The organism is Candidatus Izemoplasmatales bacterium (genome assembly GCA_041649275.1).
GTDB lineage: Bacteria > Bacillota_I > Bacilli_A > Izemoplasmatales > Hujiaoplasmataceae > UBA12489.
This window is the reverse complement of sequence record JBAZNL010000002.1, coordinates 152,509-179,134: the sequence shown is the minus strand read 5'-3', so window position 1 is coordinate 179,134 and position 26,626 is coordinate 152,509. Positions and strand designations below refer to the sequence as shown.

Genomic DNA, 26,626 nt, shown 5'->3' with positions numbered 1-26,626 from the left:
CTATTCGTACCGCTTCGACGCCAGCCGGATGATGCCGGCATAGGCGCCGATGACGGTGAGTTCGATCGCGAACAGGATCCACGAGAGCGCCGCCGAGTACGCGCGGCCGAAGTTGATCTGGTCGACGAGCGTCCCCGAGAGCGATCCCTGTTCCGACGACCGCGTCGTGATGATCTGCACGATCGCGTTGTTCGACAGGTTGGCGTAGATCACGGTGGTGTAGATCACGTTGATGTACATGAGCGGGATCAGCGCCGGCAGGGTGATCTTCCAGAACGTCTCCCACATCGAGGCGCCGTCGATCTCGGCGGCTTCGTAGGTCGAGCGGTCCATCTTCTGCAGGCCGGCGAGGAAGATCAGGATCTGCACCCCGGAGAGCCAGAGGATCAGGACGATCTTGGTGAAGGCGGTCGTCACGATCGTCGCGAAGAATTCCGGGAAGTACTCGGCGAGGAGCCGCGAGATCGTGCCGTTCGCGATCGCCGGGACCGTGAGCAGGCCGCTGTTCGAGAAGTTCGAGAGCATGTTGCCGGAAAGCAGGATCACGGGGATGAAGAAGATCGTCCGGAAGACGGCGCGTCCCTTGATCCGCTGGTTGAGCATGAGCGCGAGGATGAGGGCGAAGACGACCACCAGGGGCACCACGAGGGCGACGTCCTGGAAGGTGCCGACGATCTGTTCGAGATGCCACGGCTGGTCGGCGAAGATGCGTTTGAACTGGGTGAACTCGTACCATTCGCCGGAAATCTGCCAGCCGACCCCGGTGATGAAGTAGTACTTCTCCGAGAGCGCCATCCGGATCGACTTGGAGAGCAGCGGGATCCCGATCAACCCAAGGCCGAAGAGCCAGGGCATCACGAACAGGTATCCGTAGAGCATGTTCTTCCACTTCTGCGGGATCCGCCGCAGGAAGCGGGCGACGGTGGGCAGCCCGAGGGCGCGTCCGACCTTCGCGAGGACGGGGTCGACGGTCCGGATCCGCCACACCCGCAGCGGTTCGACGACCTTGGACGTGAGCGCCCGCGACGCCTTTCCGATGAGGGTCTTCAGACCCGCGACCGGCTTGGCGAGGACGGTGTCGTACAACTTCCGAAGAAGCCGCTTCACGGTCTCACCGCCCGGGCGGATCCGGCCGGGACCGTGGTCCCGCCGGCGTTGAAGTCGGTCTCGCCGTAGTTCACGTAGATCCGGACGCCGTTTCCGTAGGTCGTCTCGGCGACGCCGTCGGCGACGTAGCGGTGGTAGGTCATCGTCTCGCCGGCGACGGTCCCGAGGACGCCTCCGACCTCGGCGTGCATCGCCGCGATCGTGTCCTTCCAGAGGTCGTAGTGCGAGGTGTAGACGTAGGCGGAGTTGGTGTAGCGGAGCCGATGCGTCGGCTCGGCGGTGATCAGGAAGGAAGGCATGATGCCGTACTCGATCAGCCGGAGGGCGAACACGGCATCGTCGGAGACGTAGTTCACGTACGGCGAGTAGAGGTCGGCCGCGCCGTGCAGGACGAGCGAGACGAACGGCACCGAGTCGGTCACGTAGGCGTACTTGTTCGACTCGATCGGCGCGAGGAGATAGGCGTCGATCAGGTTCCAGAGATATCCGTTCGGACGGTAGAGCGCGAGGTCGTATGCGTCCAGTTCCGCCAGTTCGGCCGTGAGGATCGCCAGCGTCTGTTCGCGGTAACGGTCGACGCCGTCCTCGCGGTAGCTGAAGAGTTCCTCGCCGACGGTGTCGAGCGCGAAGGCGCCGACGCCGAGGCGTTCGTACCGGGCGGCAACGTCGAGGATCGACTCCGCGACGGCCGCGGGGCTTCGGAACCAGACGCCCGGGAAGAGCGAGGTGACCATCGCGTCGGTGGCGAAGTTGGTCAGGGTGATCTTCTTCACGACGCCGTCGCCGAGCGCCGCCGAGAAGGCGACGAGCGGGTCGGCGTAGGCGTAGAGACCGGTTCCGGAGGCGGCCAGTCCCGCGACCAGGTCCTTCCAGGCGACGGTGCCGCCGAGGAGCGTCGAGGCCCGCGGCGTCGCGCCGACGTTGTCGTAGAAGCCGCCGGCGTTCCAGCCGAGGTAGGCGACGTCGAGGTCGACGCCCGCGTCCCCGAGTTCGGTGACGATCCGGTCGAGGTCGGCGTAGGTCGTCGCGGCGACGTAGTCCTTTCCGAAGAGACCGCGCTTGTAATCGAGTCCGATCGCCTGGATCAGCGTCGCCGCCCGTCCGGCCGCGCCGTCGGGAACGATCCCGAGGAAGTCGCGGTAGGATTTGGCCATGCCGGCGTAGGAGGCGTCCTCGCCCGCCAGGAAGCGGTACTCGACCGTGAAGTCGGAGGGGTACGGATCCTTGTTGATGAGTTGGAAGGAGTCGGAGGCGTTCGAGGACGTCTGGATCGTGTAGCGTTCGCGCACGATGAACTTGAAGAAGGTGGTGTTGATCGTGTAGGTCATGTAGCCGTAGGGATAGGAGTGGATCTCCGTCGTCCCCGATCCGGCCGTGACGACCGCGAGGAAGGCCGCCTGGCGGTAGCCGTGGTTGATCCCGTAGACCGGGAGGGTCGCGGTCAGCTCCTCGTTCAGATACCATGAGGCGGCCGTGGTCTCGGACTGGCCGATGCCCTCGTCGACGCCGTAGATGCGTTCGACGTAGGCGGTCGCGGACCGCTGGTCGGTGTAGCGGAGGAGCGCCCCCGAACCGTCCGGGACGAAGGCGTAGCCGTTGATCTGGTAGTTGTTCGCGCCGAAGTACGGGAAGAGGTAGACCGCCTTCAGCTTGTTCTCGACGATCCGGATGCCGGTCGATCCGTCGAGATTGAGGAAGGGTTCCTCGATCTGCTCCTCGACGATCGAGTCGCGCGGCATCGAGACGACGAGCCGGCCTTCGTCGAGCCGGACGACGACGTCGAACTTGATCGCCAGGTCGGCGAAGTCGAGGTGCGCGAGCACGCCGTCCGCGACGGTCTCGTAGTCGTAGGTGATCCCGACGTTGTACTTCGATCCGGAGAGGTAGGATTTCGAATCCTCCTGCTGGATATTGTCCATGTTGTAGTATTCGATCACGACGCCCGATTCGATGAAGAAGCGGGACGCGCCCGAGTAGCCGAGCGACAGGTACTCGGGATAGACGGAGTACCAGAGGTAGTCCGCCGCCGCATCGTACACGGCGATCTGGAAGAAGCGTTCGCGGACGTAGAGGGAGAGGTCGCCGACGGTCGCGACGAGGGCGTACTGCTTCGTCACGAGCGTCGCGGCGACGTCGTCGGGGACCGGTGCGGGGGTCGTGTCCTCGACTTTGCCGAAGAAGTTCGAGCCTGTCGAGAGCGCGTAGGAGGCCTCGATCGAGATGCCGGTGCGGCCGTCCCGGAGGGCGGAGAGGACGGGGACCATGAAGGCCGCCGAGAAGACGACGACGAGCGCGGCGAGGACCAGTTTCTTCCTAATCACGGAGAATCAGCTCCTTCACGACGTCGCCGACGAAATTGGCCACCTGGAGCACCATCAGGTACACCATGATCATCACGACGATGAGGACGACCATCATCAGGACCGTGAGGAAGAGGTTGACGACGGTCTGGCCGACGGAATAGTTGTGCGTTTCCTTGATGTTGAAGAAGAGCAGCACACCGCTCCACAGAAGCATCCCCGCGATCGAGAACGTGTACAGGAACGACTCGTTCAGGGTGATCGCGTTGGAGACCAGGATCGCGAACGGGAACACGAGGAAGACCGGCATGAGCGCCCCGATCGTGTTGACGAAGGTCGCCTTGAGGGTGCCCTCGCCTTCCATCAGCGAGCTCATCAGGTAGTTCGCGAAGACGAACACGAGGATCGGCAGGACGATCGCGAGCGCCTCGTTCACGAGGATCGTCTCCTCGATCACGAAGCCGTTGAAGACGAATCCGGTCGAAACCATCGAGACGACGTAGAGCCCGAAGAGGAGCGCGAGCACGAAGAACGCGGTCGCGACCGAGACCTTCTTCTTCGCCTTGACCTCGTAGCAGGCGTCCGCCGGATGGCGGATGAAGCGGAACATGTACGCGGTCTCTCGTAAGAGCGGAATTCCGCCGAGGGAGGCGACCGCCTTGCGGACGGGGGACAAGATGCGGAACCGCCGGTCCGCCCAGGCGGCGGCGAAGGCGACGGCGAGGACCGTGGCCGTCGCGATCAACAGCGTGCCGAAGTGCTCGGTCATCCAGAGGTTGCGGATCTCCCAGTAGGCTTCGGAGTAGTCGGCCTTGTCGTAGGCGATCTCGAAGTTCTCGAGCGCGAGGTCGTACTGCTCGTTCATCATGTAGCCGAGACCGATGCCCTCGTAGGCCATGTCGAACATCGAGTTGTAGCGGAGGACGTCGGTCCAGACGCCGATCGACTCGACGTAGCGGGCCTGGTTGTAGAGGTCGAGGGCCTCGTGCACCTTGCTCGCGAAGCCGGTCTCGCGGAAGATCTGGATCGAGTTGCGGCTGGCGTGGTCGTCGACGACGAGGACGTTGCCGTCGGGGTCGACGGCGACCGCGGAGGCGGAGAGGAACAGGCCGAGCTTGTCGTTGGCGGTGCCTTCGCCGCCCCACTGGAAGAGCAGGTTCCCGCGGTTGTCGTATTCCATCAGGAAGCCCCGCGAGGTGACCGCGTAGACGTTGCCGACCGCCCCCGTCGCGGCGTCCACGACGTCGCGGTAGACGTACATGTCGGTCGGGAAGTAGTTCGTGCCGCCGATCGACACCTTCTTCAGGTTGGAGCCGGTGGCGGAGTCGGAGATCGCCGTCTGGGTGACGGTGTAGAAGTAGCCCTTGCCGTCGAGGGTGACGTTCGCGACCGGCGTCGGGATGTTCTTCGTCAGGGTGACGTTCTCGTTGTTCTGGTAGACGATCCGCTGGATCCGGTCCCAGAAGGAGATCTCGACGGAGTTCGAGGCGAAGTAGTTCACGAAATGGTTGTCGGCGTTGACCATCAGCACGCCCGAGGTCGTGCCTTCGTTCACGATGTACATCGTGTGGTCGGAATCGACCGCGATCTTCATCGGCCGGAAGATGAACCCGTCGACCTCGAGGAGCGCCGATTCCGGCGTCGAGAGCGACGCCGCGAGGGTCGCGGTCGCGGTGTCCTTGTCGAAGGCGTAGACGTGGATCGCGCCGAGGTCGGTCGCCTGCGCGCCCAGACCGTAGTCGGCGATGTAGACGAGCCCGTCGCGGACGTAGACGCCGAGCGGCTTGACGAGGAGGTCGGATCCGAAGCTGCAGACGACCTGGTAGTCCGGGTCGAGGACGACGATCCGGCGGTTGCCGGTGTCGGCGACGTAGAGGTAGCCCCCGGCGTCGATGAAGAGGTCCTTCGCGCCCGACAGGGTGGTCCCGTCGGAGAGCTGGCGGATCATCCCGACGGCCTCGTAGGCCTCGTTCGTGGTGACGAGCCGGCCGTTGCGGTCGAGCGTGTAGGTGCGGTAGGCGGAGAGCGCTTCGGCGCGCGGGGCGCGCGCCGCGGCGAAGGAAAACGTCAGGATCGCCGTCAGGACGACGATCAGAAGCTTCTTCGCCTTCATCACTTGATCCCCGAGTACGCCATCGTGTTCATGACGCTGTTCTGCAGGACCACGAAGAGGATGATGTTGGGCGCGAACATGATCAGGTTCGCGGCCGCGCTCATCCCCTGCGCGGCGATCGCCGACGTCCCCAGCGTCAGCGTCGAGAAATAGTACGGAAGGGTCTTGAGGGCTTCGTTCGTGACGTACAGCTCCGAGGTCCCGGAGTTGTTCCAGGCGGCCTGGAAGCAGAGGATCGCGACCGTCGCGAGCGCCGGCTTGACGAGCGGCAGGACGACGCTCCGGTAGATCTGGAAGTTGTTCGCGCCGTCGATCACCGACGCCTCGTAGAGTTCGCGCGGAACCTGGTCCATGAACTGCTTGACGAGGAACACGCCGACCGGCATCGCGAGCAGCGGGATCACGTGGGCCCACATCGTGTCGGTGATCCCGAGCGCCGAGAGGACGATGAAGCGCGGGACCGCGACCGCCACCGGGACGATCATGATCGCGACCTGGTTGATTGCGAACATCGTCTGCTTCCCCTTGTACTTCAGGAAGGAGAACGAATAGGCCGCGAGCGACCCGATCAGCATCGACAGGAAGATCACGAGCGCCGAGGAGACGAGGCTGTTGAAGAGGTAGCGGGAGAACGGCACGCCCGTCTGCGAGGCGACCGTGAAGAGGTTGGCGAAGTTGTCGAGCGTGAGCCGCGAGGCGAAGATCCGCGGCGGGTAGGCGTAGAGTTCGTCGAGCGGCTTGAAGGCGTGCGAGACGATGAAGATGAGCGGCAGGATCGTGACCGCGAGCATCGGCACCAGGATCAGGAGGAACTTGATCTGGCTCTTGTGGAAGCGGGTCGGGTTGATCATCGTGCCAAGGAAGCGGGCGCGGCGGTTCTTCTTCATCCGCTTGAAGCGGCGGATCGCCTTCTCGGTCCTGGTGAGGGGCTTCTTCTCCTTCACGGTCAGTCCCTCCTCTCGCCGAACAGCCTCGTGGCCACGCGGTTGAAGACGAGCACGACCAGGAGGAGGACGACCGAGATCGCCGAGGCGTAGCCCATCTCGAAGCGGGCGAAGCCGTAGTCGTTCATGTGGTCGACGATCAGCCAGCCGGCGTACTGCGGCGGCGGCGTCGACCCCGACAGCGCCGAGGCGAGGCCCGAGGCGTTGAACGTGCCGACGAGCGCCATCACCGCGCCGAAGAGCATCTGCGGCTTCATCGACGGGATCGTGATGTAGAAGACCTCCTGCCAGCGCGACTTCATGCCGTCGACGTAGGCGGCCTCGTAGAGCTCGCGGTTGACGTTCAGGATGCCGGAGAGCATCGCCAGGAAGCCGACCGACATCGACGACCAGATGCCGACGAAGAGCATGATCCCGAAGATGAACGAGGAGTCCTGGAGCCACTGCATCGGTTCGTTGATGAAGCCGAGCGAGAGCAGCCAGTAGTTCAGGTAGCCGCGCGCGTCGCCGGAGAACACGACCTTCCAGATCACCGACATGAGGATGCCGTTGGTGAGCGACGGCGAATACAGGATGATCGCGATCACGGTGCGCACCCTGTGGGTGAGCTGCGCGAGCACCCATGCCATGAAGAACGAGAGCGCATAGCCGCCGGGACCGATGACGAGGGCGTACTTGATCGTCGTCGGGAAGGCGTACTGCATGAAGTCGGCGTCCTGCGTGAACAGCGTCACGTAGTTCTGGAGCCCGACCCACGAGGGGAAGTTGATGGTGTCGTAGTAGGTGAGGGAGAGGGCCGCGGAGATCGCGATCAGGACCACCACGAAGGTGAAGAAGACCGCATAGTACGGCGCGACGAAGAGATAGGCGGTGTTGAACCGCTTCTTCTTTTTCAGGGCGAGTTCAGCGCTCATCGCCAAGATACCCCCCTTCGATCCAGCGCGCGATGTTCGATTCCATCGCGACCAGGTACTCCCTGCCGTCCGGGTTGGTCGAGGTCCGGTACCCGAACTCCTCGAACTTGCGGTTCAGCTCGCGCGTGATCCGCGGGATCGAGGCGTTGATCGCGACCGAGACGTTCTCGAGGTCGATCACGATCTTGTTCCAGATCGAGGAGAGCTCGCGCTCGACGACGTACGATCCGGGGGTGATCGCGGGAATCCGCGACCACTGCGCCTGCCGGATCATCGGCCCCTTGACGTCCTCGTCCCACACCGACGCTTCGAGCGCCGGCATGTTCGCGGACATCTGGAGGAACTTCTCCCCGAGTCCGGTCTTGATCTTCTGCATGAAGTCGATCTGGGTCGCGGTCGAATTCCACCAGCGGATCAGTTCCCAGCCTTCGTCCTTCATCGGCGAGTTGGAGAACAGGATCGAGGCCTTTCCGTAGGTCGTGCCGTAGCGTTCGACGCTGCCGTCGCCATCCGCGTCCATGCCCGGCATCACCGTCACGCCCCACTGCCCGGAGAGCTCCGGGGCGGCGTACTTGAGCGAGAGGTACATGTCGGCGCCGGCGATCCCGATCGGCATGTCGCCGGATCGGAAGTGCTCGAAGAACGAGGACACCTGCAGGGGCATGTCGTAGATCGTGAAGAGATCGGTCATGAAGCGGATCGCCTCGACCGTAGTCGGGTCCTTGAGGGTCGTCTCGATCCCGTCTTCGGTGAAGATCTCGCCGCCCATCTGGTAGATGATCGGCGTCGTGTAGCCGTAGCCCTTGAATGCGTCCGCGCCGCCGAGGGGATGGAAGAAGTTCATCCGGTGGCTCTGCAGGATCGGCAGGATGTCGAGGACGTCCTGCCACGTGTCGGGCACCTCGAGGTCGAGGTAGTCGAGGATGTCGGCGCGGTAATAGAGGAGAAACACCGACTGCGTCTCCGGGATCCCGTAGACGCCGTCCTCGAAGATCATCGGCGTGAAGTTGTTCCTGACGTAGGCCGCGGCCGTCTCGTCGAACCCGGGATACGTCGAAAGGTCCTCGATCATTCCCCGGAGCGCGTACGAGTACGGCGTCCAGTCGTCGATCGAGAGGACGACGTCGGGATTGTCGTTCGTGGCGTTGGAGAGGACGATCTTCGATCCGCTCGCGAGCACCGAGCACTTGACCTCGATGCCGGTGTCGGCGGAAAACTGGGTGTCGATCATCGACTGGATGATGTCGAGGTAGAGCGTCGACTGCCCGACCCACACCTCGAGCGTCCCTTCCGGGGCGCCCGTGTCGTTGTAGCGCGCATCGAAGAACGAATAGACGAACGAGAGGATCCCGTGCCAGAGCCGCGTGAAGAACGATCCGGTCGGCTTCGGGAGGTCGGCCCCGTCGAAGAGATAGAGGCGGTCGACCGAAAGCGGCTGCGAAAGCAGGGCCGCGACGGCGGCGCCGACCAGCTGGTAGGCGGAGCCGCTGCCCTCGCTGAACTGGGCGAGCTTCGAGCCGATCTTGTTGGGCGTCCGCGCCACCCGCCGGAGCTGCTTGGCGGCGACGTTCAAGGTCGAGATTTCGGGCGCCGACCGCATCGCGTCGAAGGCGTCGAGTTCGTCGTAGAGGGCTTCGAGCTCGTCCGCCTGCGACAGGAGGGTCGCCTCGAGGTCGGGGATGTACTTGAGGATGTTCCAGTCGACCGCGTCGTCGGGATTCCCGCCCGTGATCGTCTGGACCGTGAGGCTGATCGCGGAGATCGAGTCCATGATCGCGGTCAGCCGGTCGATCGCGTCCGCGTAGGCCGAGGCGGTCGATTCGAGCGTGAGGGTGTGTTCGCCCGCGGTCAGGTAGAGTTCGTAGGGATCGTCGCCCCCGAGGACGACGTTCTCCCACCGGCGCGTCGTGTCGAAGGCGACCATGGAGAACTCCCGAAACGGCACCGCGCCGTCGAGGTAGATCGTCTTGACGGCGGCGACGCCGGCGTTGTCGCGCTTGTAGGCCTTGAGGCCGAGGGCGTAGAACCCCGGCTTGTCGACCGTGAAGCGGTAGGTGACCTTGGTGCCGCCGCGCGCCATCGAGCCGCCGTCGAGCTGGTTCAGGACGGTCGTCATGTAGGCGTACGGGGTCATCGCCGATTCCTTGTAGTAGCTCGGCTTGATCTCGAGGTCGTTCTTCAGCGCGAAGCCTTCGCCCTCGATCGTGATCATCGCCCCGTCGGATTCGTCCGGAAGGGCCGCCGCGGCGGCGCGGTAGTCGGCGTAGGAAACGGCGGCGGAGCGCCCGCGGATGCGGATTCCGCCGATCCGGACGGGAAGGTTCCCGGCCGTCACGGCGATCTCGTTGTCGCCTTCCACGAGGAGGAAGAGGCAGGGCCCGGCGGAGAGCCCGGCCGCATCGTCGATCCAGTAGGTCGACCAGCCGAGGACCCCCTCCGCGTCGGGAAGGAGCTCGTTGCCGTAGCGGTTGTACCGCACGTCTTCGGAAAGCGGGACGACCGTCCACGCGACGTCGAGTTCGAGCGAGTCGGCCTCGCTGTAGGGGCTGGAGCCGTTCACCGCCAGGGCGACCGTCGGGATCGTGTAGAACGCGTCGGTCATGGCGAAGTCGAGGGCGAGTTCATAGAGCCCCTCGGCCGGAACCGTCACCGTGACGGCGACGGTCTCGCCGGCCGCGAGGGATGCGACCTGTCCGCCGAATCCGTCGTCCGGGACGAAGGTTACACCCGGATTGTCCGCGACGGCGTCTTCCGCCGTCCACCGCGTCTCGGCGAAGGCCGGGGCGTCGTACTCCGACAGCCAGGCGCGGACCGTGCGGTAGTACGTCTCGTCGCGGAAGCTCGGAATCTCGAGGACGGCGTCGTCGGTCATGTCGGCGGCGGCCCCGTAGGCCGCCTCCAACGCCGAAACGCGGACCGTCGAGACGGTCGCGAGGCAGAGGAGGAAGGTCGTGATGAGGAGGAATCGTTTCATGGAATCACCCCGTGCGCGGCGCCGTGGCGGCGCCGGAATTCATGCTAGTTCCGGTATTCTGCGATGAGCGCGTCGAGCGCGGCGCGGGCGGCGTTCATCGCCTGCATCGCCTCGGTCTGGAAGGTTTCCTGGATCGCGGCGAAGGTCGTCTCGCCGGCCATCACCTGGTAGATGTAGGCGTAGCCGATCGCGTCCGCCTCGTCCCAGCCGATCGTTTCCTTGTTGACCCAGTAGGCGCCGTTGCGGAGCGCCTCCATGAATTCGGGGCTTTCGAAGCCGGGGGCGGTGATCCCGTAGGGGATCGCCTCCCAGACCTGGTTGACGCCGTAGCCGTCGATGCCGTAGTCGACGACCGGGTAGCCGTAGTTGTTGGCCGAGATCGTGACCTGTTCGGAATAGTCCTCGAACAGCTGGAAGCGCGTGAGCAGGCCTTCTTCGGAGTAGGACATCCACTTCAGGAGCTGGTAGGCCGCGGCCGGATGATCGCACGTCGTCGAGATCCCGGCGATGTCGGTGTTGCCGCCCATGGTGCCGTCCGGTCCGGGATAGACGTCCCAGTCGAAGAGCATCTCGGCGAAATGGTTCTTGACGCTCCAGGTCGCTTCTCGCCAGAGCGCGACCTTGCCGTTGTACTGCGGCGTGTAGGCCGGGTCGAGGTACCAGGCCTCGAGCGTCTCTGCGTCGAGCGACTGCGTGCACCAGCCGCCGGTGAGGGCGTCGGTGAGCTTCGTCATCGCCGAGAGGAAGACCGGGTCGTCGAAGTGGAAGCCGCTTCCGTCGTAGGTGTAGGCGTACCAGGACCGGGCGGCGGCGAGTTCGCCCTCGTTCGTCGCGGCCTCGACCTTGAGGATCTTCGGCAGTTCGCGGGTGTAGAACTCGCAGCCGTACATGCCGATCACGTGGGTGTTCTCGTTCGTGGTCGCGGCGGCGATCGCCTCGGCCTGCTCGTAGGTCCAGTCGTAGCCGGGGAAGGCGACGCCGGCGGCGTCGAGGATGTCCTTGTTGACGATCCAGACCTGCGGATAGATGAAGGTCGGGACGGCGTAGCGGACGCCCTTGTAGGTACCGAGGTCGGCGACCGACGGGAAGATGAAGTCGGTGTCCGGGTCGTTCTCGTAGTAGTCGGTGATGTCGGCGACGATGTTGTAGGGCAGCGAGTTCTTCAGCCGGTTGATCAGGAACACGTCCGGCAGCGTGCCCGATTCGGAGGCGATCATCATGTTCGCGTCCCACTCCTCGCCGGAGCCGATGATCTGCATCTCGACGGTGATGTTCGGGTACTTCTCGGTGAACGCCTGCACCATCAGCGACTCGATCGTGACGACGTCGAGCGAGGTGTGCTGCCAGGAGGCGTACTTGAGGGTGATCGTCTCCTCCTGCCAGTCGGGGATGCCGTTGGCGTCCTCGTCCCAGAACGAGTCGATCGTGGTGGTCGCGGTGCGACGCGTGGTGGTCGTCCCCGTCGACGTCTGCGTCGAGGGGGCGGTCGTGGCGGTGGTGGTCTGGTCGCAGGCGACGGCGGCGAACGCGACGCCGAGGGCGATGAGCGAGAGCAAAAGCTTCTTCATGGGAATCTCCTTATGTCAGTGTCATTCCGCCCGGCTCGCGATGAACGCGAGGTCCTGGGCGACGGTTCCGAGATTGAGGACGACGGTGCCGTCGGATGAGACGTCTTCCGTCGAGAGGATCGCGCCCGTGAGGGCGTCGACGAGTTCGATCCGCCAGGTCCCGGCGGCGAGGGAGAGCGCGACCTCGACGCCTTCGACGGCGGCGGGATCGGGATTCCAGGAACTCCAGGCGTCGTTGTAGACGTAGCCGTACACGGCGTCTTCGGTGCGGATTCCGAAGAGCTTCGCGCCGACGGTCGGAACGGTCGCCGAGCCGTCCTCCGCGAGGAGGGTGAAGGCGCGTCCGGAGAGGTCCATCCGCGCGGCGAAGGCGCCCGCGCCGGCGAAGCGGTCCCAGAGGTCGTAGCGCTGGATCCAGGAGTCCCACCACCAGTGCATCGCCGTGCCCGAGCCGCCGCCGAGCAGCCCGCCCCAGGCGGCCTGCCGGATCGTCGTCCCGTAGGGATCGAGTTCGTACGTGCCCGCCCCGGAGCGGTAGTCGATGCCGATCTCCCCGAAGAAGACCGGCTTGTGGTAGCGTCCCCAGAGGGTCGCCTGCTCGTCCTGGAGCTTGTCGTAGAAGTCGACGCCGCCATAGGCGTAGCTGTGGACGGCGACGAAGTCGATCGACGAAAGCGCGTAGGCCGGGGTGCCGAAGGTGTACTTGTAGCTGGTGGTGACGAGGTGGCCGTGGGCGTCGTTTTCGTGGATGAACTTCGCCATCTCGTCATGCCATGCGGTGACGGCGAAATCGGAATACCCGTCGATCCAGTCGACCTCGTTCATGAGTTCCCACGCGAACACGCTTTCGCTGTATCCGTAGCGGGCGAGGATGTAGAGGAGTTCGTTCTTGTAGGCGGCCTTCGCTTCCTTCTTGATGAAGAACTCGATCGGCAGGTCGCACATCCCGCCGTTGGCCGCGTTGTAGGCGTTCGCGCCCCATTCCGGGTTCACGGTGGAGGAGAACTGGCCGTGGTTGAGGAGCGTCCACATCACGCCGACGCCGGCCTCCTCCGCGAATTCGACCAGATGGTCGAGGCGGATCGCGACCGACTGGCGCGTGTCGAAGTCGTCGTAGGCGTCCTTGTGGAGCGAGAACGACCAGTTGGCGAGCCAGACGCGGGCGTAGTTCCCGCCGACCGCGGACAGCGACCTGAACCAGTTCCAGAAGTCGTGGGTGCCGAGGGCGCTGTTCCACCAGGCGAGGTTGGCGCCGACGGGAAGGTAGGTCCCGCCATCGGCGTAGACGAAGGAGCGGCCGTTCGTCGGGTCGATCCCGATGATGCCGCGGACCGGGGTCGCCGCTTCCGCGACCGTAAAGCCGGTCGCCAGCGTCTGGACGGTTTCGCCGCCGAGACGGACGGCGATTTCGCACGTCCATTCCCCCGCTTCGTCGGGATTGATGCGGATGCGGTAATGGCTGATTCCGCCGTCCTTCCAGCGGACCGTCTCCTGACCGGCGGTGAGGAAGCCTTCGGCGTCGTAGACGGCGCCGATCAGGCGCAGTTCGTCGTATTCCCGGTACCAGAAGGCAACTTGGCGGACGGTGTCCCCGGAAGGCTTCGCGAAGGTGGCCGTGACGGCGATCTCCTCGTAGTCGTAGGGGTTGTAGGCGTCGCGGATCGAAAGCGTCCCCTCGGGTTCGTAGAGGCCGAACTCGAGAAGCGATCCGACGGATGGGGTGGGGGTGATGAGGTCGATCCGGCCGATCAGGTCGGCCGGCGCGGTCGTCGCGGTCGTCATCGTCTTCTCCGTGGAGGCCGTCGTCGCGGTCGTCGCCGTCGTGGTGGAACCGCACGCAAAGAGCGTTGCGACCAGAAACGACGTCATTGCCGCAAGGAACCGCCGGCAGGCGGGGGATCGTCCCATGCGCCTACCGGCCGAGGTCGGCGTCGCGGCCGACGGACTCGTGATGGGCGATGACGTAGTCGACGACCAGGTCGACGGTCGTGAAGGCGAGCGCGACGTAGGAGTCGGCGGCGCCGTAGTAGATCGCGATCCGGCCCGTGTCGGGATCCTGCAGGGTCGCGCAGGGGAAGACGACGTTCGGGACGAAGCCGGTCTCCTCGTAGGGCATCTCCGGCGTCAGGAGGTAGTTCTTGCAGCGGTACTTTACCTTCGAGGGTTCCTCGAGGTCGAGGATCGCGGCGCCCATCGAGTACACGTAGCCGTTGCAGGTGTTGCAGACGCCGTGGTAGAATACGAGCCATCCCTCCGAAGTCTCGATCGGTGCGGGACCGCCGCCGATCTTGAGGCCCTGCCACCAGCCGTTGCCGCCGCGCTCCATCACGTGGCGGTGCTTCCCCCAGAAGACGAGGTCGGGACTCTCCGAGACGAAGATGTCGCCGAACGGGGTGTGGCCGTTGTCCGAGGCGCGCGAGAGGATCCGGTAGTTTCCGCCGATCTTGCGCGGGAACAGGACGCCGTTCCGGTTGAACGGGATGAACGGATTCTCGAGGCGGACGAACCGGACGAAGTCGCGCGTCTTCGCGAGTCCGATCGCCGGTCCGTAGGCCTCGGTGCACCAGATCACGAAGTAGTCCTCGCCGACCTTGACGACGCGCGGGTCGTAGGCGTAGTAGGGATTCCACGGTTTGCCGGTCTCGTCGACCATCTCGAGCTGGCGGTTCTCGAAGGTCCACGCGAAACCGTCGGCGCTCCGGCCGACGCGCAGGTGCGGCAGGGTCGCGACCGTCTCGGCGCGGAAGACGCCGATGAAGCCGCCGTTCTTCCACGGGACGATGGCGCTGTTGAAGATGCGGGCGATCCCCTCGACGGGGTTGCGCCGCACGATCGGGTTCTTGTCGTACCGCCAGACCGGGGCGTCGCACCCGGCCGGGCGGTCCTGCCAGGGGAGGTTCTTGATCGGGTCGCAGATCATTCGGTATTTCATTTCTTCTTCGCTCCTTCGAGGATCTTTTCGTTATGGTCCGCCAGATCGGCGCGCTGATGGGCGCAATCGAGCGAGCGGAAGCGTTCGGACGGGTTTTCGAACACGTAGTCGGCGAGGCGCGCGATCGTCGTTCCCGCGACATGCAGGCGCGTGTCCGAGGAGGCGTAGTAGAGATAGACGTCCGTTCCGTCGACGATCGCGCCGTTCGCGAAGAGGACGTTTGAGACGTCGCCGACGCGCTCCGCGCCGCGCGGCGCGAGCAGATATCCGGACGGCTTGGCGACCACGCGGGTCGGGTCGTCGAGCGCGGTCGCGAAGGCGTACAGGACGTAGCGGAGCCCGGCGGCGGTGTTCCGGACGCCGTGGGCGACGTGGATCCACCCCCGTTCCGTTTTGATCGGCGCCGGTCCGGCGCCGTTCTTGAGTTCATAGACGGTGTGGTACCGCTTCGCGTCGAGGATTTTCTCCTCGGCGACGACGGGACGGGTCATGTCGTCGACGAAGCCGAAGGCGATTCCGCCGCCGGCACCGGTCTCGATGAAGCCGTCCTGGGGGCGCGTGTAGAGGAGGTACTTCCCATGGACGAACTCCGGATGGAGGACGACGTTCCGCTGCTGCGGCGAGGGGGTCTCGAGATCGGGAAGCCGTTCGAAGTCGACCATGTTCCGGGTCCGGAAGAGTCCCGCCCGGGCGATCGCCGCCGAGGTGTCCCCGGCCGGCGCCGCCGGATCCTTTCGTTCGGCGCAGTAGATCCCGTAGATCCAGCCGTCCGCGTGCCGCACGAGGCGGACGTCGTAGACGTTGGTCTCCTCCGGATAGCGGTCCTCCCAGAGGACGGGGCGGCCGACGAAACGGAAGCCCGAGACCGGATCGAGGCTCTTCGCGAGTGCGAAGAACGACTTGCGGTCCTTGCCTTCGACGCGCGCCATCAGCCAGTACGCGCCGTCGAATGCGATCGCGCCGGCGTTGAACACGGCGTTCACGCCGAGCCGTTCGATGAAGTGCGGATTCGTTTCCCGGTCGAGGTCGTAGCGCCATTCGACGGGAACGTGGTCGGCCGTCAGGACGGGATCGACGTAGCGGTCGAAGACGCCGTCGTAGTAGGCCCGGTCGATCCGGTTCTTCCGCGCGACAAGGCGGTTCTCGGCATGTTTCAGTTTGGCGTAGCGGGGATGGATCATTTCACCTTGTCCAGCCTTTCCATGATTTCGACGAGCGCCCGGACGAGATGGTAGGGCGTCTTCCAGGGCTCGGCGATGCCGCGGTCGCGGTTCGGCCGGCCCTCGCGGTCGACGGACCAGAACCATTCGGCGCCCGGCCGCCGGTCATGCAAGTTCGCCAGGCAGAAGGAAAGCGTCGCTTCCGCGGCCGCGTGCGCCGCGGGGACGTGCGCCTTTTCGTCGAGGTCGAGGAATCCGACCATCGCTTCGGCCTGGACCCACCAGACCGCGGTCGGATCGATTCCGTCGTGGACCGGTCCGTAGGCGACGCGGCCGTCCGGCAGGATCGCTTCCGCGAGCACCCGTCCGGCGATCCCGAGGGTCGCCGCGGCGATCGTCGGGTCGTTCGCGTCGATCGTCTGGGCCGCCTCGGTGATCAGCCACGCGGCCTCGATCTCATGGCCGAACGAGCGTGGCGAGGCGATCGGGGAGAAGCGTTCGTCGAAGTACATCGAGAGCGTGCCGTCGGGTTGCAGGATCCGCTCGAGGAAGAGCCGGATCAGGGTGCGGACGCTCGCCACGACGTCCGGATGGGGGGCGGCCGCGGCGAGGTTGGCGTAGGCTTCGAGGAGATGCAGGAGGGTATTGGTCGAGTAGCGGGCGCCCTCGACGTCGTCCGTGAGGAGGTGCGGGACGAGCGGATGCCAGCGTTCGTCGAACTCCTCGACGTACCCGCCGGAGGGGGTCGTGGCGCGCCGCTCGATCAGCCGGAAGAGATCGGTGGCGCGGGCAAGCGCCTCCGGGGAGCGCGTCGCCTTGTAGTATTCGGCGAAGGCGTAGAGCGCGAACCCCTGGCCGTAGGTGACCTTGCGGGGATCGCGGACGGCGCCGTCGGCGGCGCTCATCCAGACGTAGCCGCCCTGGATCGGATCGCGCATGCGCTCGACGAGGAAGCGGTATCCCGCTTCGGCGTAGGGGAGGAAGCGTCCGTCCCGGTAATGGTTCTCGAGACGGGAGAATGCGTAGAGGTGGCGGGCCTGCTGCACGAGGCCCCTGTCGGCGTTTTTGTGGACGATCAGGTCGTAGTCGACGCGGCCGTAGAAACCGCCGCGCTCGCGATCGACGAGGCGCGTCCAGAACGGGACGACGACGTCGAGGAGATGCCGTTCGACGAGCGTTCTCACGATGTCACCCCGCGATCCGTTCGACGGCCACGGCGATGTCGGCCGCAAACGCCGGGAGGGTCGTCGCGAGCGTTCCGCCCGCGCCGACCTGAAGGGTCGCGGAGAGCATGATCGCGCCGGTTTCGGCGTCGTAGGCGCGGATCGCGTAGGAACCCGCGTCGAGGCCGGGGATGGTGAGGACGACGCCGTTCTTGTTCGCGACGACGGGGGTCGCGAGGTCGTAGGATCGGTCGTAGACGTAGGCGTAGGCGCGGTCCCCGAGATGATAGCCGAGGATGGCGCAGGCGGCGGAGGAGACCGACGCGCCGGCGGCGTCGAGGAACCCGTAGCGCGAACCGGCGAGGTCCATGTCGGCCGCAAATGCGGCCGCGCCGGCGAAGACGGGATAGGCGTCCGACGGATGGATCCAGGACTCCCACCACCAGTTCATGCCGGTGCCGGCGCCCCCGCCCATCATCCCGCCCCAGAGTTCCTGATGGAGGGTGACGTTCCCGGGATCGGCGGCCATCTGGGCGGCGCCGCCGTTTCCGGAATAGCCGACCTCGTCGTACAGGATCGGCTTCCCGAAGACGAGGAAGGCGTTCTTCTGCCGCACCGGGAGGGTCTCGACGTGGTCGTAGATGCCGTAGCTGTGCACGTTCACGTAGTCGATCGAGGCGAGCTTGAAGACGTTGAAGGTCGAGGACAGGAACGACTCGCCCTTGAGCGAGGTGGTGACGAGATGCCCGTACGGGTCGATCGCCTTGAGATGGTCCGCCATCTCGCCGTGCCAGGCGTTGCCGGCGACGGCGGAATACTGTTCGATCCAGTCGACCTCGTTGAAGAGCTCCCAGGCCATGATGTGGTCGCTGTAGCCCCAGCGGGCGACGATGTAGGCGAGCTGGTTCCTGAAGGTCGAGCGGCCGAGTTCCGACGTGAAGAACTCGCCGGGTTCGTCGAGGTATTCGGCGTACGGGTTGGCGCCGTACTTGTCGGTGTACCAGGAGTTCTCGTCGTTGGGCCACATCGGATTGACCGTCTCCGAGAACATCCCGTGGTGGAGGATGCAGAGCTGGACGTAGATGCCGTTCTCGGCGGCGAGGTCGAGGGTGGCGTCGAGGCTCTTCATCGCCGACTGGCGCGGTCCGTAGTCGTAGACGTCGCCCCAGTAGATCGAGAAGCCCCAGGCCGCCATCCAGACGCGGGCGTAGTTCATCCCGACGTCGCCCATCTTCCCGAACCAGCCGGCGTAGTCGTAGTAGCGGCGGTCCTTCGAGGTGTACCAGGCGACGTTCTGGCCGACGGGAACGTACGTTCCGCCTTCCGAGAAGGCGAAATGGCGTCCGTTCCCCTCGTCCACGATGATCGTGCCGCGGTAGTCCGAGGCGGGGTCGGCGGAAACGTCGAAGGTCTTCTCGAAGGTCTGGACGACGGCGCCGTCGACCTTGACGTAGACCTCGGCGGAAAACGCGCCGGTCTCGCCCGTGAGGTAGCGCAGGCGGTACTGGGGATCGTTCTCGGCGACGAAGCCGAGGACGATCGCGACGTCGTCGGGAAGCACCGTGACGGTGCCCTCGAGGTTGTTGTTGCGGTTGACGATCGTGCCGAGGGTGACCTCGCGGTAGTCCTGGAACCAGAACGCGGACACCTTCTTCACGTCCCCGCTCGGCGCCTCGACGTAGGCGTAGAGGTCGATCTCGGCGTAGTCGTAGACGTTGTCGACGGCGGAAAGGAGGGCGTCGACGTCCGCCTTCGTGAAGGCGAACTCGATCCGTTCTCCGGAGGTCGGTGCCTCGGTGAGGAGGATGAAGTCGTCGAAGCGGCATTCAGCCTGCTTCGCGGAGAGGACGAGGACGGGAAAGCCGATCTCGATGCCGGCGTAAGAAAGGACCACGATCTGTTCGCCGGCGGCGTCGGCGTCCCACGCGACGATCATCTCGGGATCGAGCAAAACGGTCTCGATCAGGGTTCCGTGGGCGTCGTAGACGGCGATCGAACCGCCGCGGAGCGAGAGTTCGTCGCCGAGCGAATAGATCGACTTCTTCGGCGCGGTGAGGACGTACGACCCGATCACGACGACCTCGCAGGTGTCGCTCGCGTCGCCGGAACGGACGGTGATGGTCGCCGATCCCGGCGCGACGCCGGTCACGAGCCCTTCGGCGGTGACGGCGGCGACGGTCTCGTCGGAGGAGACGAAGGTCACGGCCGCGGTCGCCGGTGCGACCGTCCAGCCGAGGCGGACGGCGCCGCCGCGCGCCAAGGTGACGGAATTGACGTCGAGGACGACCTCCGCCGGAACGGCTGCGGTCGTCTGGGTCGTCGTCGTTCCGCAGGCGGCGGCCGCAAACAGGATCATGATCGTCGCCGCGAGGGCCGCGATGCGTCTGGCAGTCATGGGTGCACCTTCGTTCCTGGTCATGGATTGGTTGAGACGACCGCCTGCGCGGAACGGCGGTCGATGATCGTGCCGGAGACCATCACGCGTCCGTAGACGCGTTCGGGGTCGCCGATCTTCTTGGTGATGATTCGCGCGCAGGTGCGCACCATCTCCTCGACGTTGTTGTCGACGGTGGTGATCTGCGGATCGGCGATCGTGGAGAAGATCGAGTTGTCGAAGCCGACGACGGACACGCGGCCGGGAACGTCGATGCCGACGGCCTTCAGCTGGTTGATGAGGGCGTGGGCGACGCGGTCGCAGTTGCAGACGAACGCCGAGGGCAGCGGATCGGGAAGCGCGAGCGGGATGAAGCGTCCCTGGTCGTCGCGGTCCTCGATCACATGCGCGGGAGGAAGCGCGATCTCGTTCTCGATGAGCGACTTGTAACAGCCGAGGAAGCGGTCCTGGATCGAGGAGGTCGAGCGGATCGAGCCGACGTAGGCGATCGACCGGTGCCCGAGCGCGACCAGGCGGTTGGTGAGCTGGTAGGCCGAGAAGAAGTTGTCGGAGACGACGCAGTCGGTCTTCGAGTGGTTCACGTAGAAGTCGAAGAACACGAGCGGAACGTCGACCGTCTCGATCTTCCGAAGGTAGTCGCCGTGCATCTGGCCGAGGACGATGATGCCGTCGACCTTGTTCTCGTTGTAGAGGCGGGGCAGCGCGCAGGCGTCCTCGCTCTGATAGGTGACGATCTCCATGATCCCCGAATACCCGAGTTCGTCGAGCCGGCGGATCATCTCGCCGCAGACGGTGAAGTAGTAGGCTTCCTTGTCGAGGATGAACTTCTCCGAGATCAGGATCCCGACGTTGAACTGACGGTCCGTGCGCAGGCTTCTGGCCGAATTGTTCAGCCGGTAACCCATCGCCTCGGCGGTCTCCTTGACCTTCGTGCGGAGCTCGTCGGAGACGCCCTCCTTGCCGTTCAGGGCCTTGGAGACGGAAACCTTCGAGATGCCGAGGGCGCGGGCGATGTCCTCCATGTTGATCTTGTCGTTCATCGGGATCGCTTCCTTTCTCAGTACGTGTCGTGAAGCGAGCGGACCCTGAGCTTCATCCGGAAGTCGGCGGGATCGCCGGCAGCCGGACAGCTCACGGTCTTCTTCTCGCCCGCAAGCAGGCAGAAATAGTTGTCGGAGAAGACGGGATCGGCGTCGGGAAGCGAGAGTTCGACGAACTTCGCGAACGCGGATGCCGTCAGGGTGACTTCGAACCGGTCGCGCTTCGCCCGGACGACGACGCGGATCGCCGGTTCCGTCAGGTTCAGATGCTTGTCGGGCGCGAACGAGACGAGGTTCTCGGCGACGATCGCGCCATCCTCGGAAAACGCAGCCGAAAGGACCGTCGCGAACCGCTCCTCCTTGGAGAGGTCGAAGGAAAGCCGGCCGACCTCGACCGCCGCCTGCGCCGGCGCCGCCGCGTCCCACGCGCCGTCCTCGAGGACGGTACCGTCGAAGCGGGAAAGCTTCCAGCGGACGGTTCCGCGGATCGGGGCGAGCCCGTCGTTGGTGAGGTGGACCGAGACGTTCGTCCCCTCCTCGCAGAGCGAGAGGAGGACCGGTGCGAAGAACTTCTTCGCGTGGTAGTGGAGCGCCTTCCAGCGGCTGAAATAGTCGATGCCGGACCAGCTGGCGACCGGCCAGCAGTCATTCAGCTGCCAGTAGAGCGCGCCCATGCAGCGGCCGTAGTTGCGCCGCCAGTGCTCGACGCCGTAGCGCACCCCTTCCGCCTGGATCAGCTGCGAGACGTAGAGGAGGCTCTCGAAGTCCTTCGGGTAGCGGAACATCTTGCCGACGTACGAGAGGATCTTGTCGTTGGCGGTCTTGTTCTTCTGGTGCTGCTCCATGACGTACGAGAAGATGTTCATGTCCTGCTCGCGGGCGAAGGTCGCGACCGTCTTGAGGGCGGGGAACGACTGGATCCCGAACTCGCTCATGAAGCGTGGATGGTATTTCCGGTACGAGGTGATCGGCTCGTTGCTGTGCCAGACGCCCCAGTAGTGCATGTCGCCCCGGCCGTCGGCGTTCGAACCGTCGAAGGGTTCGCCGCCCGAGGAGGGCGACGACGGCCACCAGGGGACGTCGGGAACCGTCTTCGCGACGATCGGCGCGATCGTCTCGAGATACTGCTTCACATAGTGCTTCTTCGACAGTTCGCGGCTCGGGACGTTCCAGTGCTCGATCGCGGTCTCGTTCTCGTTGTTGCCGCAGATCAGGGACAGCGAGGCGTGGTGGCGGATGCGGGCGAGGTTGTCCTCGATCTCCGCCACCATCGTCTGCACCCACGGCGCGTCGTCCATGTCGTAGACGGCGCAGGCGAACATCAGGTCCTGCCAGACGAGCAGGCCGAGCCGGTCGCAGCCGTCGAAGAACGAATCAGCCGGATAGATCCCGCCGCCCCAGACGCGGACCATGTTGTGGTTCGCGGCCTTCGCGGCGGACAAGAGCGCAAACGACCGCTCCGGGTTCATGCGGCCGAGGAGGTTGTCCTCGGGAATGTAGTCGGCGCCTTTCGCGAAGATCCGGACGCCGTTCACGGCGAAGGTGAAGGACTGTCCGAACGCATCGTCCTCGCGGATCACCGCGACGGTGCGCAGACCGACCGACAGGGTGCGCGAGTCCTCGATCGCATCGCCATGGCGGAGGAAGACGATCGCGGTGTAGAGCGGCTGTCCGCCATACCCGGCGGGCTGCCACTTGCGGGCGTTCTCGACGACCGTCGCGAAGGCGGCGGAACCATGCTCGAGAACCGCCTCTTCGACGCCGATGACGGCGTCGTCGGGATCCTTCAGGACGAATTCGACGGCGAGCTCGGGGGACGCCGCGAAGACTTCGGCGGAAACGTCGACGGTCAGTCCGACCGATCCGTCGGGACGATGGTCCTGACGGACGACGACGTCCGCAAGCCGCGCCGACGCGTACGACTCGATCCGGATGTCGCGCCAGATGCCGGCGTCCGGCAGCTGCGGACCCCAGTCCCAGCCGAACATCGAACTGCCCTTGCGCAGGTGGATGAAGCCCTTGACGGCGTCGCCCGCCTGATAGAAGTCGTGCGGACACGCCGCGTGCCGCTCGCGGATGTAGCGGAGGGACGAGCGCAGCGTGACCTCGATATGGTTCTTGCCGGCGGCGAGGACGCCGCGGAGCGGAAAGCGCCAGCGCCGATGCATGTTGTCGGTCGTGCCGACGAGGATGCCGTTCACGCGCAGCTCGCCGAGGGTGTCGATGCCGTCGCAGACGAGGAAGCTGAAGCGCGGAAGCAGGGCGGCGGGGATGTCGAAGTCCCGTTCGTAGACGTAGTCGTGGACCATCAGCTCGCGGGCTTCGTACTCGTTGTCCTGATCGAAGGGATCCTTCATCAGGCCCGCCGCGAGCAGGTCGCCGTAGACGGAACCCGGGACGGTTCCGCGGACATGGTCGGCCGGACCCCCGGACAGGATCCAGGTGCCGTTCAGATCGATCCTCATGGAGGAGTTCCTCGCCCGCTCAGTAGACGATGTCCTCGCGGACCACTTCGCGGCCCGTCAGGGCGGAGATGTGGTCGGCGAGCTGGCCGGCGGCCTTGATGTAGGTGTCGACGTTCGGATGCCAGTTGGCGCCGAGCGGCGCGCCGTCGGAACCGGCGCCGGCGACTTTCAATGACGAGATCCGGTCGAACTCGAGCGCGGCCCTCGCGGCGGCGTCGATCGAGACGTTCTGGACGTACTGCGCCTCGGACATGAGACCGTAGACGAGGACGATGTAGGTGTCGGGGTGATAGGCGCGGAGGGTCGTGACGAAGGCGACGAGCGCATCCGTCACGGCTTCGCGGAAGAGCGCCTGCTGGTCGGCGGAGAGGCTCGCGTAGTTCGAACTGGAGAAGTCGTTGCCGCCGAGGGCGATCACGATCACGTCAGGATCGTAGTCGCTGTGGTCCCACTGGCCGGCAGCCGTGAAGACGACGTTCTGCGAATTGGTGGCGAAATATTCGTAGGCCGCCGGGATCGTCTGCGTCGCGGACGCCTGTCCGCCGGTGTTCCAGCCGCGGGTCAGGCCCCAGCCGGAGGAGGCGAAGATCGACGTCTCGGCGTCGAGCAGGTAGGAGGTGAGGTAGGTGAAGCAGAGCAGGCCGTCGGAGTTTTCCGTATTCTTGACGGCCGACGACGGACCGAGGTCGCCGTAGCCGACCGAGGTCGAGGCGCCGATGTACTGGATCTTGAAGTCCTTGACCGGATCGGGGGTCGCGAACGACCCGTCGGTGACGACGCGGACGACGGCGGTGTCGGAATCCTGCGCCTCGCTCCGCTTCAGGACCTTGACGGTATGGAGACCGTCCTCGAGTCCCTCGGCGAGGACGCATTCCGTCTGCATCTGATCGAGGACGATGGTCGTGCCCTTGGTCGGGTCCTCCTCGCCGTCGAGGAGGACGACGAGATGGGCGCGGCGGGAGACGACGCCCGAATCGGAGGCGAGGAACGTGGCCTTCAGTTCGGTGCCGCGGAAAGTGACGGTAAAGCCGCTCGCGGTATTCCAGAAATAGCGGCGGCTTGTGAGCGCGTCGTACCAGGTCCGGCCGATCCAGCGGATCATCGTGAAGTCGTTCAAGGTCTCCCCCTCCAGGACGTCGGTCGCGTTCGGATCGACGAGTTCGACGGCGATCTTCTCGCCAAAGGGCGAATCGGCGAAGCCGGTGCCGGCGACCGCCTTGATCTGCAGGTCGTAGGCGCCGTAGTCCGCCAGAAGCGACAGGTCGAAGCCGCTCGCGACGAACCATTCGCCGACGATCGTTTCGCCCTGCGACAGCCGGATCCGGTAGCGGCTCGCGCCGTCGACGGGATCGAAGGTGACCGCATTGTCGGACACCGCCAGGTTGGCGGGGACGGACAGCGCCTCGAGGGTCGTGGTCGTCGCGGCCGTCGTCGGGACGGTGGTGGCGGTGGTGGCCGCCGTGGTCGTGACGCCGCAGGACGCGAACGCGAGCGTGGTCAGGAGGATGGTGAGTGTCGCAAGGAATCGTCTCATGGGGAACCTCTTCTATGGTTGTAACTTAACCGATAACTTAATTATATTCCGAAGGAAGGCCGCTGTCAAGTAAGCGTTTTCCGGTTTTCACCTCGAAAACGCATGAAAAAAGGATCGGCTCGAACGAGTCGATCCCGCCTGAAGACGATCGCGGCGCGGGCGTCGGTCGCGAGGACCGAAAGCCCGAAGCGTCTCCCCAGAAGCGCGAGCGCGACGGGGGTGTAGAAGCAGAGATGGGTTTCGTCGCGTCGATACCACCAGCGCTCGAAGTCGGCCGGAACCATCCGCGTCGAGACGGCGAGCACGCCGCCCGGGGCGGGCAGCGACGCCATCTTCTCCCATTCGGCGAACGGGTCGCGGAAATGCTCGACCACCTCGGTCGCGGTCACAAGGCCGTACCGCCGCAGAAGCGGCGCCGGATCGGGAAAGAACAGCGGATCGTAGCCGACGGCCTCGTATCCCCGCTTCTCGAGCAGGCCGAGCAGCGCCCCGGTGCGGCCGCAGCCGTAGTCGAGGGCGGTCCCGGGTTTCACGTACGGGTCGACGTTTTCGGCGAGGAAGCCTTCGAGGATCCGGAGGAACCCCTCGTCCGCGACCGGACTGTGCATCTCGTGGCGGCGACGCTCGGCGGCGGCATCGGGATGGATCGAGGGATCCTTGACGATCATCCCGCAGCCGGGACAGACGCGGAAGCATCCGCCGTCGAGCCGAAGGAGGGTCCGCGGCGCGCCGCACGCCGGACATTCAGTCGATGAACTCGAACTCATACTCGCTGATCCGGACCGTGTCGCCCGTCTTCACCCCACGCTTGCGGAGGGCGTCGTCGACGCCTGCGCGGCGCAGCCGCCGCGCGAGCAGCTTGACGGATTCCTCGATCGCGAAGTTGGTGCGGGGAATCAGTCGTCCGACCAGCGGACCGACGACCTCCCAGACCTTATCGGACGGGCGTGCGATCTCGAAGTCGGGACCCGGCGCGACGTTTCCGGCGACGATGTCGAGGTCGTCGTAGACGTCGAAGAAGGGGGTCCGATCGAGCAGTTCGGCAATCTTCAGGAGGAGGTCCCTGACGCCGTCGCGGGTCAGGGCAGAGATCGGCACGATCTCGACGCCGGGGCCGACCTGGGTGCGGAACCGTTCCAGGTGCTCTACCGCCTCCGGCAGATCCATCTTGTTGGCGACGAGGATCTGCGGACGTTCGGAGAGCTTGAACTTGTAGGCGGCGAGCTCGCGGTTGATGACGAGCCAGTCCTGGTAGGGATCGCGCCCGTGGGACGCCGACATGTCGACGATGTGGACGATGACGCGGGTGCGCTCGATGTGCTTCAGGAACTGGAGTCCGAGGCCGACGCCCTGGGCGGCGCCCTCGATGATCCCGGGCATGTCCGCCATCACGAAGCTCTTGACGCCTTCGACGTTCACGACGCCGAGGTTGGGGACGAGGGTCGTGAACGGATAGTCGGCGATCTTCGGCTTCGATTCCGAAACGACGCTGATCAGCGTCGACTTGCCGACGGACGGAAAGCCGACGAGACCGACGTCGGCGAGCAGCTTGAGCTCGACGCGGAGGTCGAGGGTGAGACCGGGAGTGCCGTTCTCCTGGAATTCCGGCGCCTGGTTCTTCGGGGTCGCGAAGCGGGCGTTGCCGCGTCCGCCGCGTCCGCCGGGGGCGACCACGGCCCTCTCGCCGTGGGTCGTCAGGTCGCAGAGGACCCGGTTCGTCGGTTCCTCGTAGACGATCGTCCCGACCGGGACGGTCACGACGATGTCCTCGGCGTCGGCCCCATGGCAGTTCTTGGTCTTGCCGTTCTCGCCGTCGTCGGCCTTGATCACTTTCTTGTAGCGCAGGTCGAGGAGCGTCGAAAGGCCTTCGTCGGCCTGGAAGACGACGCTTCCGCCCCGGCCGCCGTCGCCGCCCGCGGGCCCGCCGTACTGGATGTATTTTTCCCGGCGCCAGGAGACGATCCCGTCGCCGCCCTTACCCGATTTGATCTTGATTCTCGCTTCGTCGATGAACATT

17 protein-coding genes are annotated in these 26,626 nt (G+C 65.3%); all 17 read right to left on the bottom strand.

The window, feature by feature from the left end:
• The 17 genes from WC509_03550 to obgE all read right to left on the bottom strand — a co-directional run bounded on the left by WC509_03550 (position 1) and on the right by obgE (position 26,625).
• Positions 1-1,107 carry a sugar ABC transporter permease gene (locus WC509_03550; protein ID MFA5006526.1) on the bottom strand — a complete coding sequence of 369 codons (1,107 nt, stop codon included), beginning with the start codon at positions 1,105-1,107 and terminating at the stop codon, positions 1-3.
• Positions 1,104-3,428 (bottom strand): DUF5696 domain-containing protein, encoded by a 2,325-nt coding sequence (locus WC509_03545; GenBank protein MFA5006525.1) that lies wholly within the window; start codon positions 3,426-3,428, stop codon positions 1,104-1,106. The genes WC509_03550 and WC509_03545 overlap by 4 nt, the downstream gene beginning before the upstream one ends.
• Positions 3,421-5,520, bottom strand: a complete 2,100-nt coding sequence (locus WC509_03540) for a YIP1 family protein (protein ID MFA5006524.1) — start codon at positions 5,518-5,520, stop codon at positions 3,421-3,423. Before WC509_03540 ends, WC509_03545 begins: the two co-directional genes overlap by 8 nt.
• Positions 5,520-6,464, bottom strand: a complete 945-nt coding sequence (locus tag WC509_03535) for a carbohydrate ABC transporter permease (protein MFA5006523.1) — start codon at positions 6,462-6,464, stop codon at positions 5,520-5,522. The genes WC509_03540 and WC509_03535 overlap by 1 nt, the downstream gene beginning before the upstream one ends.
• A gap of 2 nt (positions 6,465-6,466) precedes the next feature.
• Positions 6,467-7,378 carry a sugar ABC transporter permease gene (locus tag WC509_03530; GenBank protein MFA5006522.1) on the bottom strand — a complete coding sequence of 304 codons (912 nt, stop codon included), beginning with the start codon at positions 7,376-7,378 and terminating at the stop codon, positions 6,467-6,469.
• Positions 7,368-10,352, bottom strand: a complete 2,985-nt coding sequence (locus WC509_03525; GenBank protein ID MFA5006521.1) for a hypothetical protein — start codon at positions 10,350-10,352, stop codon at positions 7,368-7,370. Before WC509_03525 ends, WC509_03530 begins: the two co-directional genes overlap by 11 nt.
• Before the next feature lie 44 nt (positions 10,353-10,396).
• Positions 10,397-11,920 (bottom strand): extracellular solute-binding protein, encoded by a 1,524-nt coding sequence (locus tag WC509_03520; GenBank protein ID MFA5006520.1) that lies wholly within the window; start codon positions 11,918-11,920, stop codon positions 10,397-10,399.
• Positions 11,921-11,941: 21 nt separating this feature from the next.
• Positions 11,942-13,828 (bottom strand): hypothetical protein, encoded by a 1,887-nt coding sequence (locus WC509_03515; protein MFA5006519.1) that lies wholly within the window; start codon positions 13,826-13,828, stop codon positions 11,942-11,944.
• Between the two features lie 4 nt (positions 13,829-13,832).
• Positions 13,833-14,852, bottom strand: a complete 1,020-nt coding sequence (locus WC509_03510) for a glycoside hydrolase family 130 protein (protein MFA5006518.1) — start codon at positions 14,850-14,852, stop codon at positions 13,833-13,835.
• Complete coding sequence (locus WC509_03505) at positions 14,849-16,033, bottom strand: glycosidase (protein MFA5006517.1); 1,185 nt, start codon at positions 16,031-16,033, stop codon at positions 14,849-14,851. Before WC509_03505 ends, WC509_03510 begins: the two co-directional genes overlap by 4 nt.
• Positions 16,030-17,196, bottom strand: coding sequence for an AGE family epimerase/isomerase (locus tag WC509_03500; protein MFA5006516.1), 1,167 nt, complete (start codon positions 17,194-17,196; stop codon positions 16,030-16,032). Before WC509_03500 ends, WC509_03505 begins: the two co-directional genes overlap by 4 nt.
• Positions 17,197-17,200: 4 nt before the next feature.
• Positions 17,201-19,570, bottom strand: a complete 2,370-nt coding sequence (locus tag WC509_03495) for an Ig-like domain-containing protein (protein MFA5006515.1) — start codon at positions 19,568-19,570, stop codon at positions 17,201-17,203.
• 20 nt (positions 19,571-19,590) lie between these two features.
• Positions 19,591-20,610: a LacI family DNA-binding transcriptional regulator gene (locus WC509_03490; protein MFA5006514.1), complete on the bottom strand. Its 1,020-nt coding sequence runs from the start codon at positions 20,608-20,610 to the stop codon at positions 19,591-19,593.
• A gap of 17 nt (positions 20,611-20,627) precedes the next feature.
• On the bottom strand, positions 20,628-23,075 hold the full coding sequence (locus WC509_03485; protein ID MFA5006513.1) for a glycoside hydrolase family 2 protein: 2,448 nt from the start codon (positions 23,073-23,075) through the stop codon (positions 20,628-20,630).
• A 19-nt stretch (positions 23,076-23,094) separates the two neighbouring features.
• Positions 23,095-24,609 carry an SGNH/GDSL hydrolase family protein gene (locus WC509_03480; protein MFA5006512.1) on the bottom strand — a complete coding sequence of 505 codons (1,515 nt, stop codon included), beginning with the start codon at positions 24,607-24,609 and terminating at the stop codon, positions 23,095-23,097.
• A gap of 65 nt (positions 24,610-24,674) precedes the next feature.
• Positions 24,675-25,376, bottom strand: coding sequence for a methyltransferase domain-containing protein (locus WC509_03475; protein ID MFA5006511.1), 702 nt, complete (start codon positions 25,374-25,376; stop codon positions 24,675-24,677).
• On the bottom strand, positions 25,354-26,625 hold the full coding sequence (gene obgE, locus WC509_03470; GenBank protein ID MFA5006510.1) for a GTPase ObgE: 1,272 nt from the start codon (positions 26,623-26,625) through the stop codon (positions 25,354-25,356). The genes WC509_03475 and obgE overlap by 23 nt, the downstream gene beginning before the upstream one ends.
• Between the last annotated feature and the right edge of the window lies 1 nt (position 26,626).

Excerpts from the sequence above, each read along its gene's own strand:
- WC509_03515 (MFA5006519.1), bottom strand. The coding sequence starts at position 13,828 with ATGGGACGATCCCCCGCCTGCCGGCGGTTCCTTGCGGCAATGACGTCG.
- WC509_03490 (MFA5006514.1), bottom strand. The coding sequence starts at position 20,610 with ATGAACGACAAGATCAACATGGAGGACATCGCCCGCGCCCTCGGCATC.
- obgE (MFA5006510.1), bottom strand. The coding sequence starts at position 26,625 with ATGTTCATCGACGAAGCGAGAATCAAGATCAAATCGGGTAAGGGCGGC.
- WC509_03540 (MFA5006524.1), bottom strand. The coding sequence starts at position 5,520 with ATGAAGGCGAAGAAGCTTCTGATCGTCGTCCTGACGGCGATCCTGACG.
- WC509_03520 (MFA5006520.1), bottom strand. The coding sequence starts at position 11,920 with ATGAAGAAGCTTTTGCTCTCGCTCATCGCCCTCGGCGTCGCGTTCGCC.
- WC509_03510 (MFA5006518.1), bottom strand. The coding sequence starts at position 14,852 with ATGAAATACCGAATGATCTGCGACCCGATCAAGAACCTCCCCTGGCAG.
- WC509_03505 (MFA5006517.1), bottom strand. The coding sequence starts at position 16,033 with ATGATCCATCCCCGCTACGCCAAACTGAAACATGCCGAGAACCGCCTT.
- WC509_03525 (MFA5006521.1), bottom strand. The coding sequence starts at position 10,352 with ATGAAACGATTCCTCCTCATCACGACCTTCCTCCTCTGCCTCGCGACC.
- WC509_03495 (MFA5006515.1), bottom strand. The coding sequence starts at position 19,570 with ATGACTGCCAGACGCATCGCGGCCCTCGCGGCGACGATCATGATCCTG.
- WC509_03530 (MFA5006522.1), bottom strand. The coding sequence starts at position 7,378 with ATGAGCGCTGAACTCGCCCTGAAAAAGAAGAAGCGGTTCAACACCGCC.
- WC509_03480 (MFA5006512.1), bottom strand. The coding sequence starts at position 24,609 with ATGAGACGATTCCTTGCGACACTCACCATCCTCCTGACCACGCTCGCG.
- WC509_03485 (MFA5006513.1), bottom strand. The coding sequence starts at position 23,075 with ATGAGGATCGATCTGAACGGCACCTGGATCCTGTCCGGGGGTCCGGCC.
- WC509_03475 (MFA5006511.1), bottom strand. The coding sequence starts at position 25,376 with ATGAGTTCGAGTTCATCGACTGAATGTCCGGCGTGCGGCGCGCCGCGG.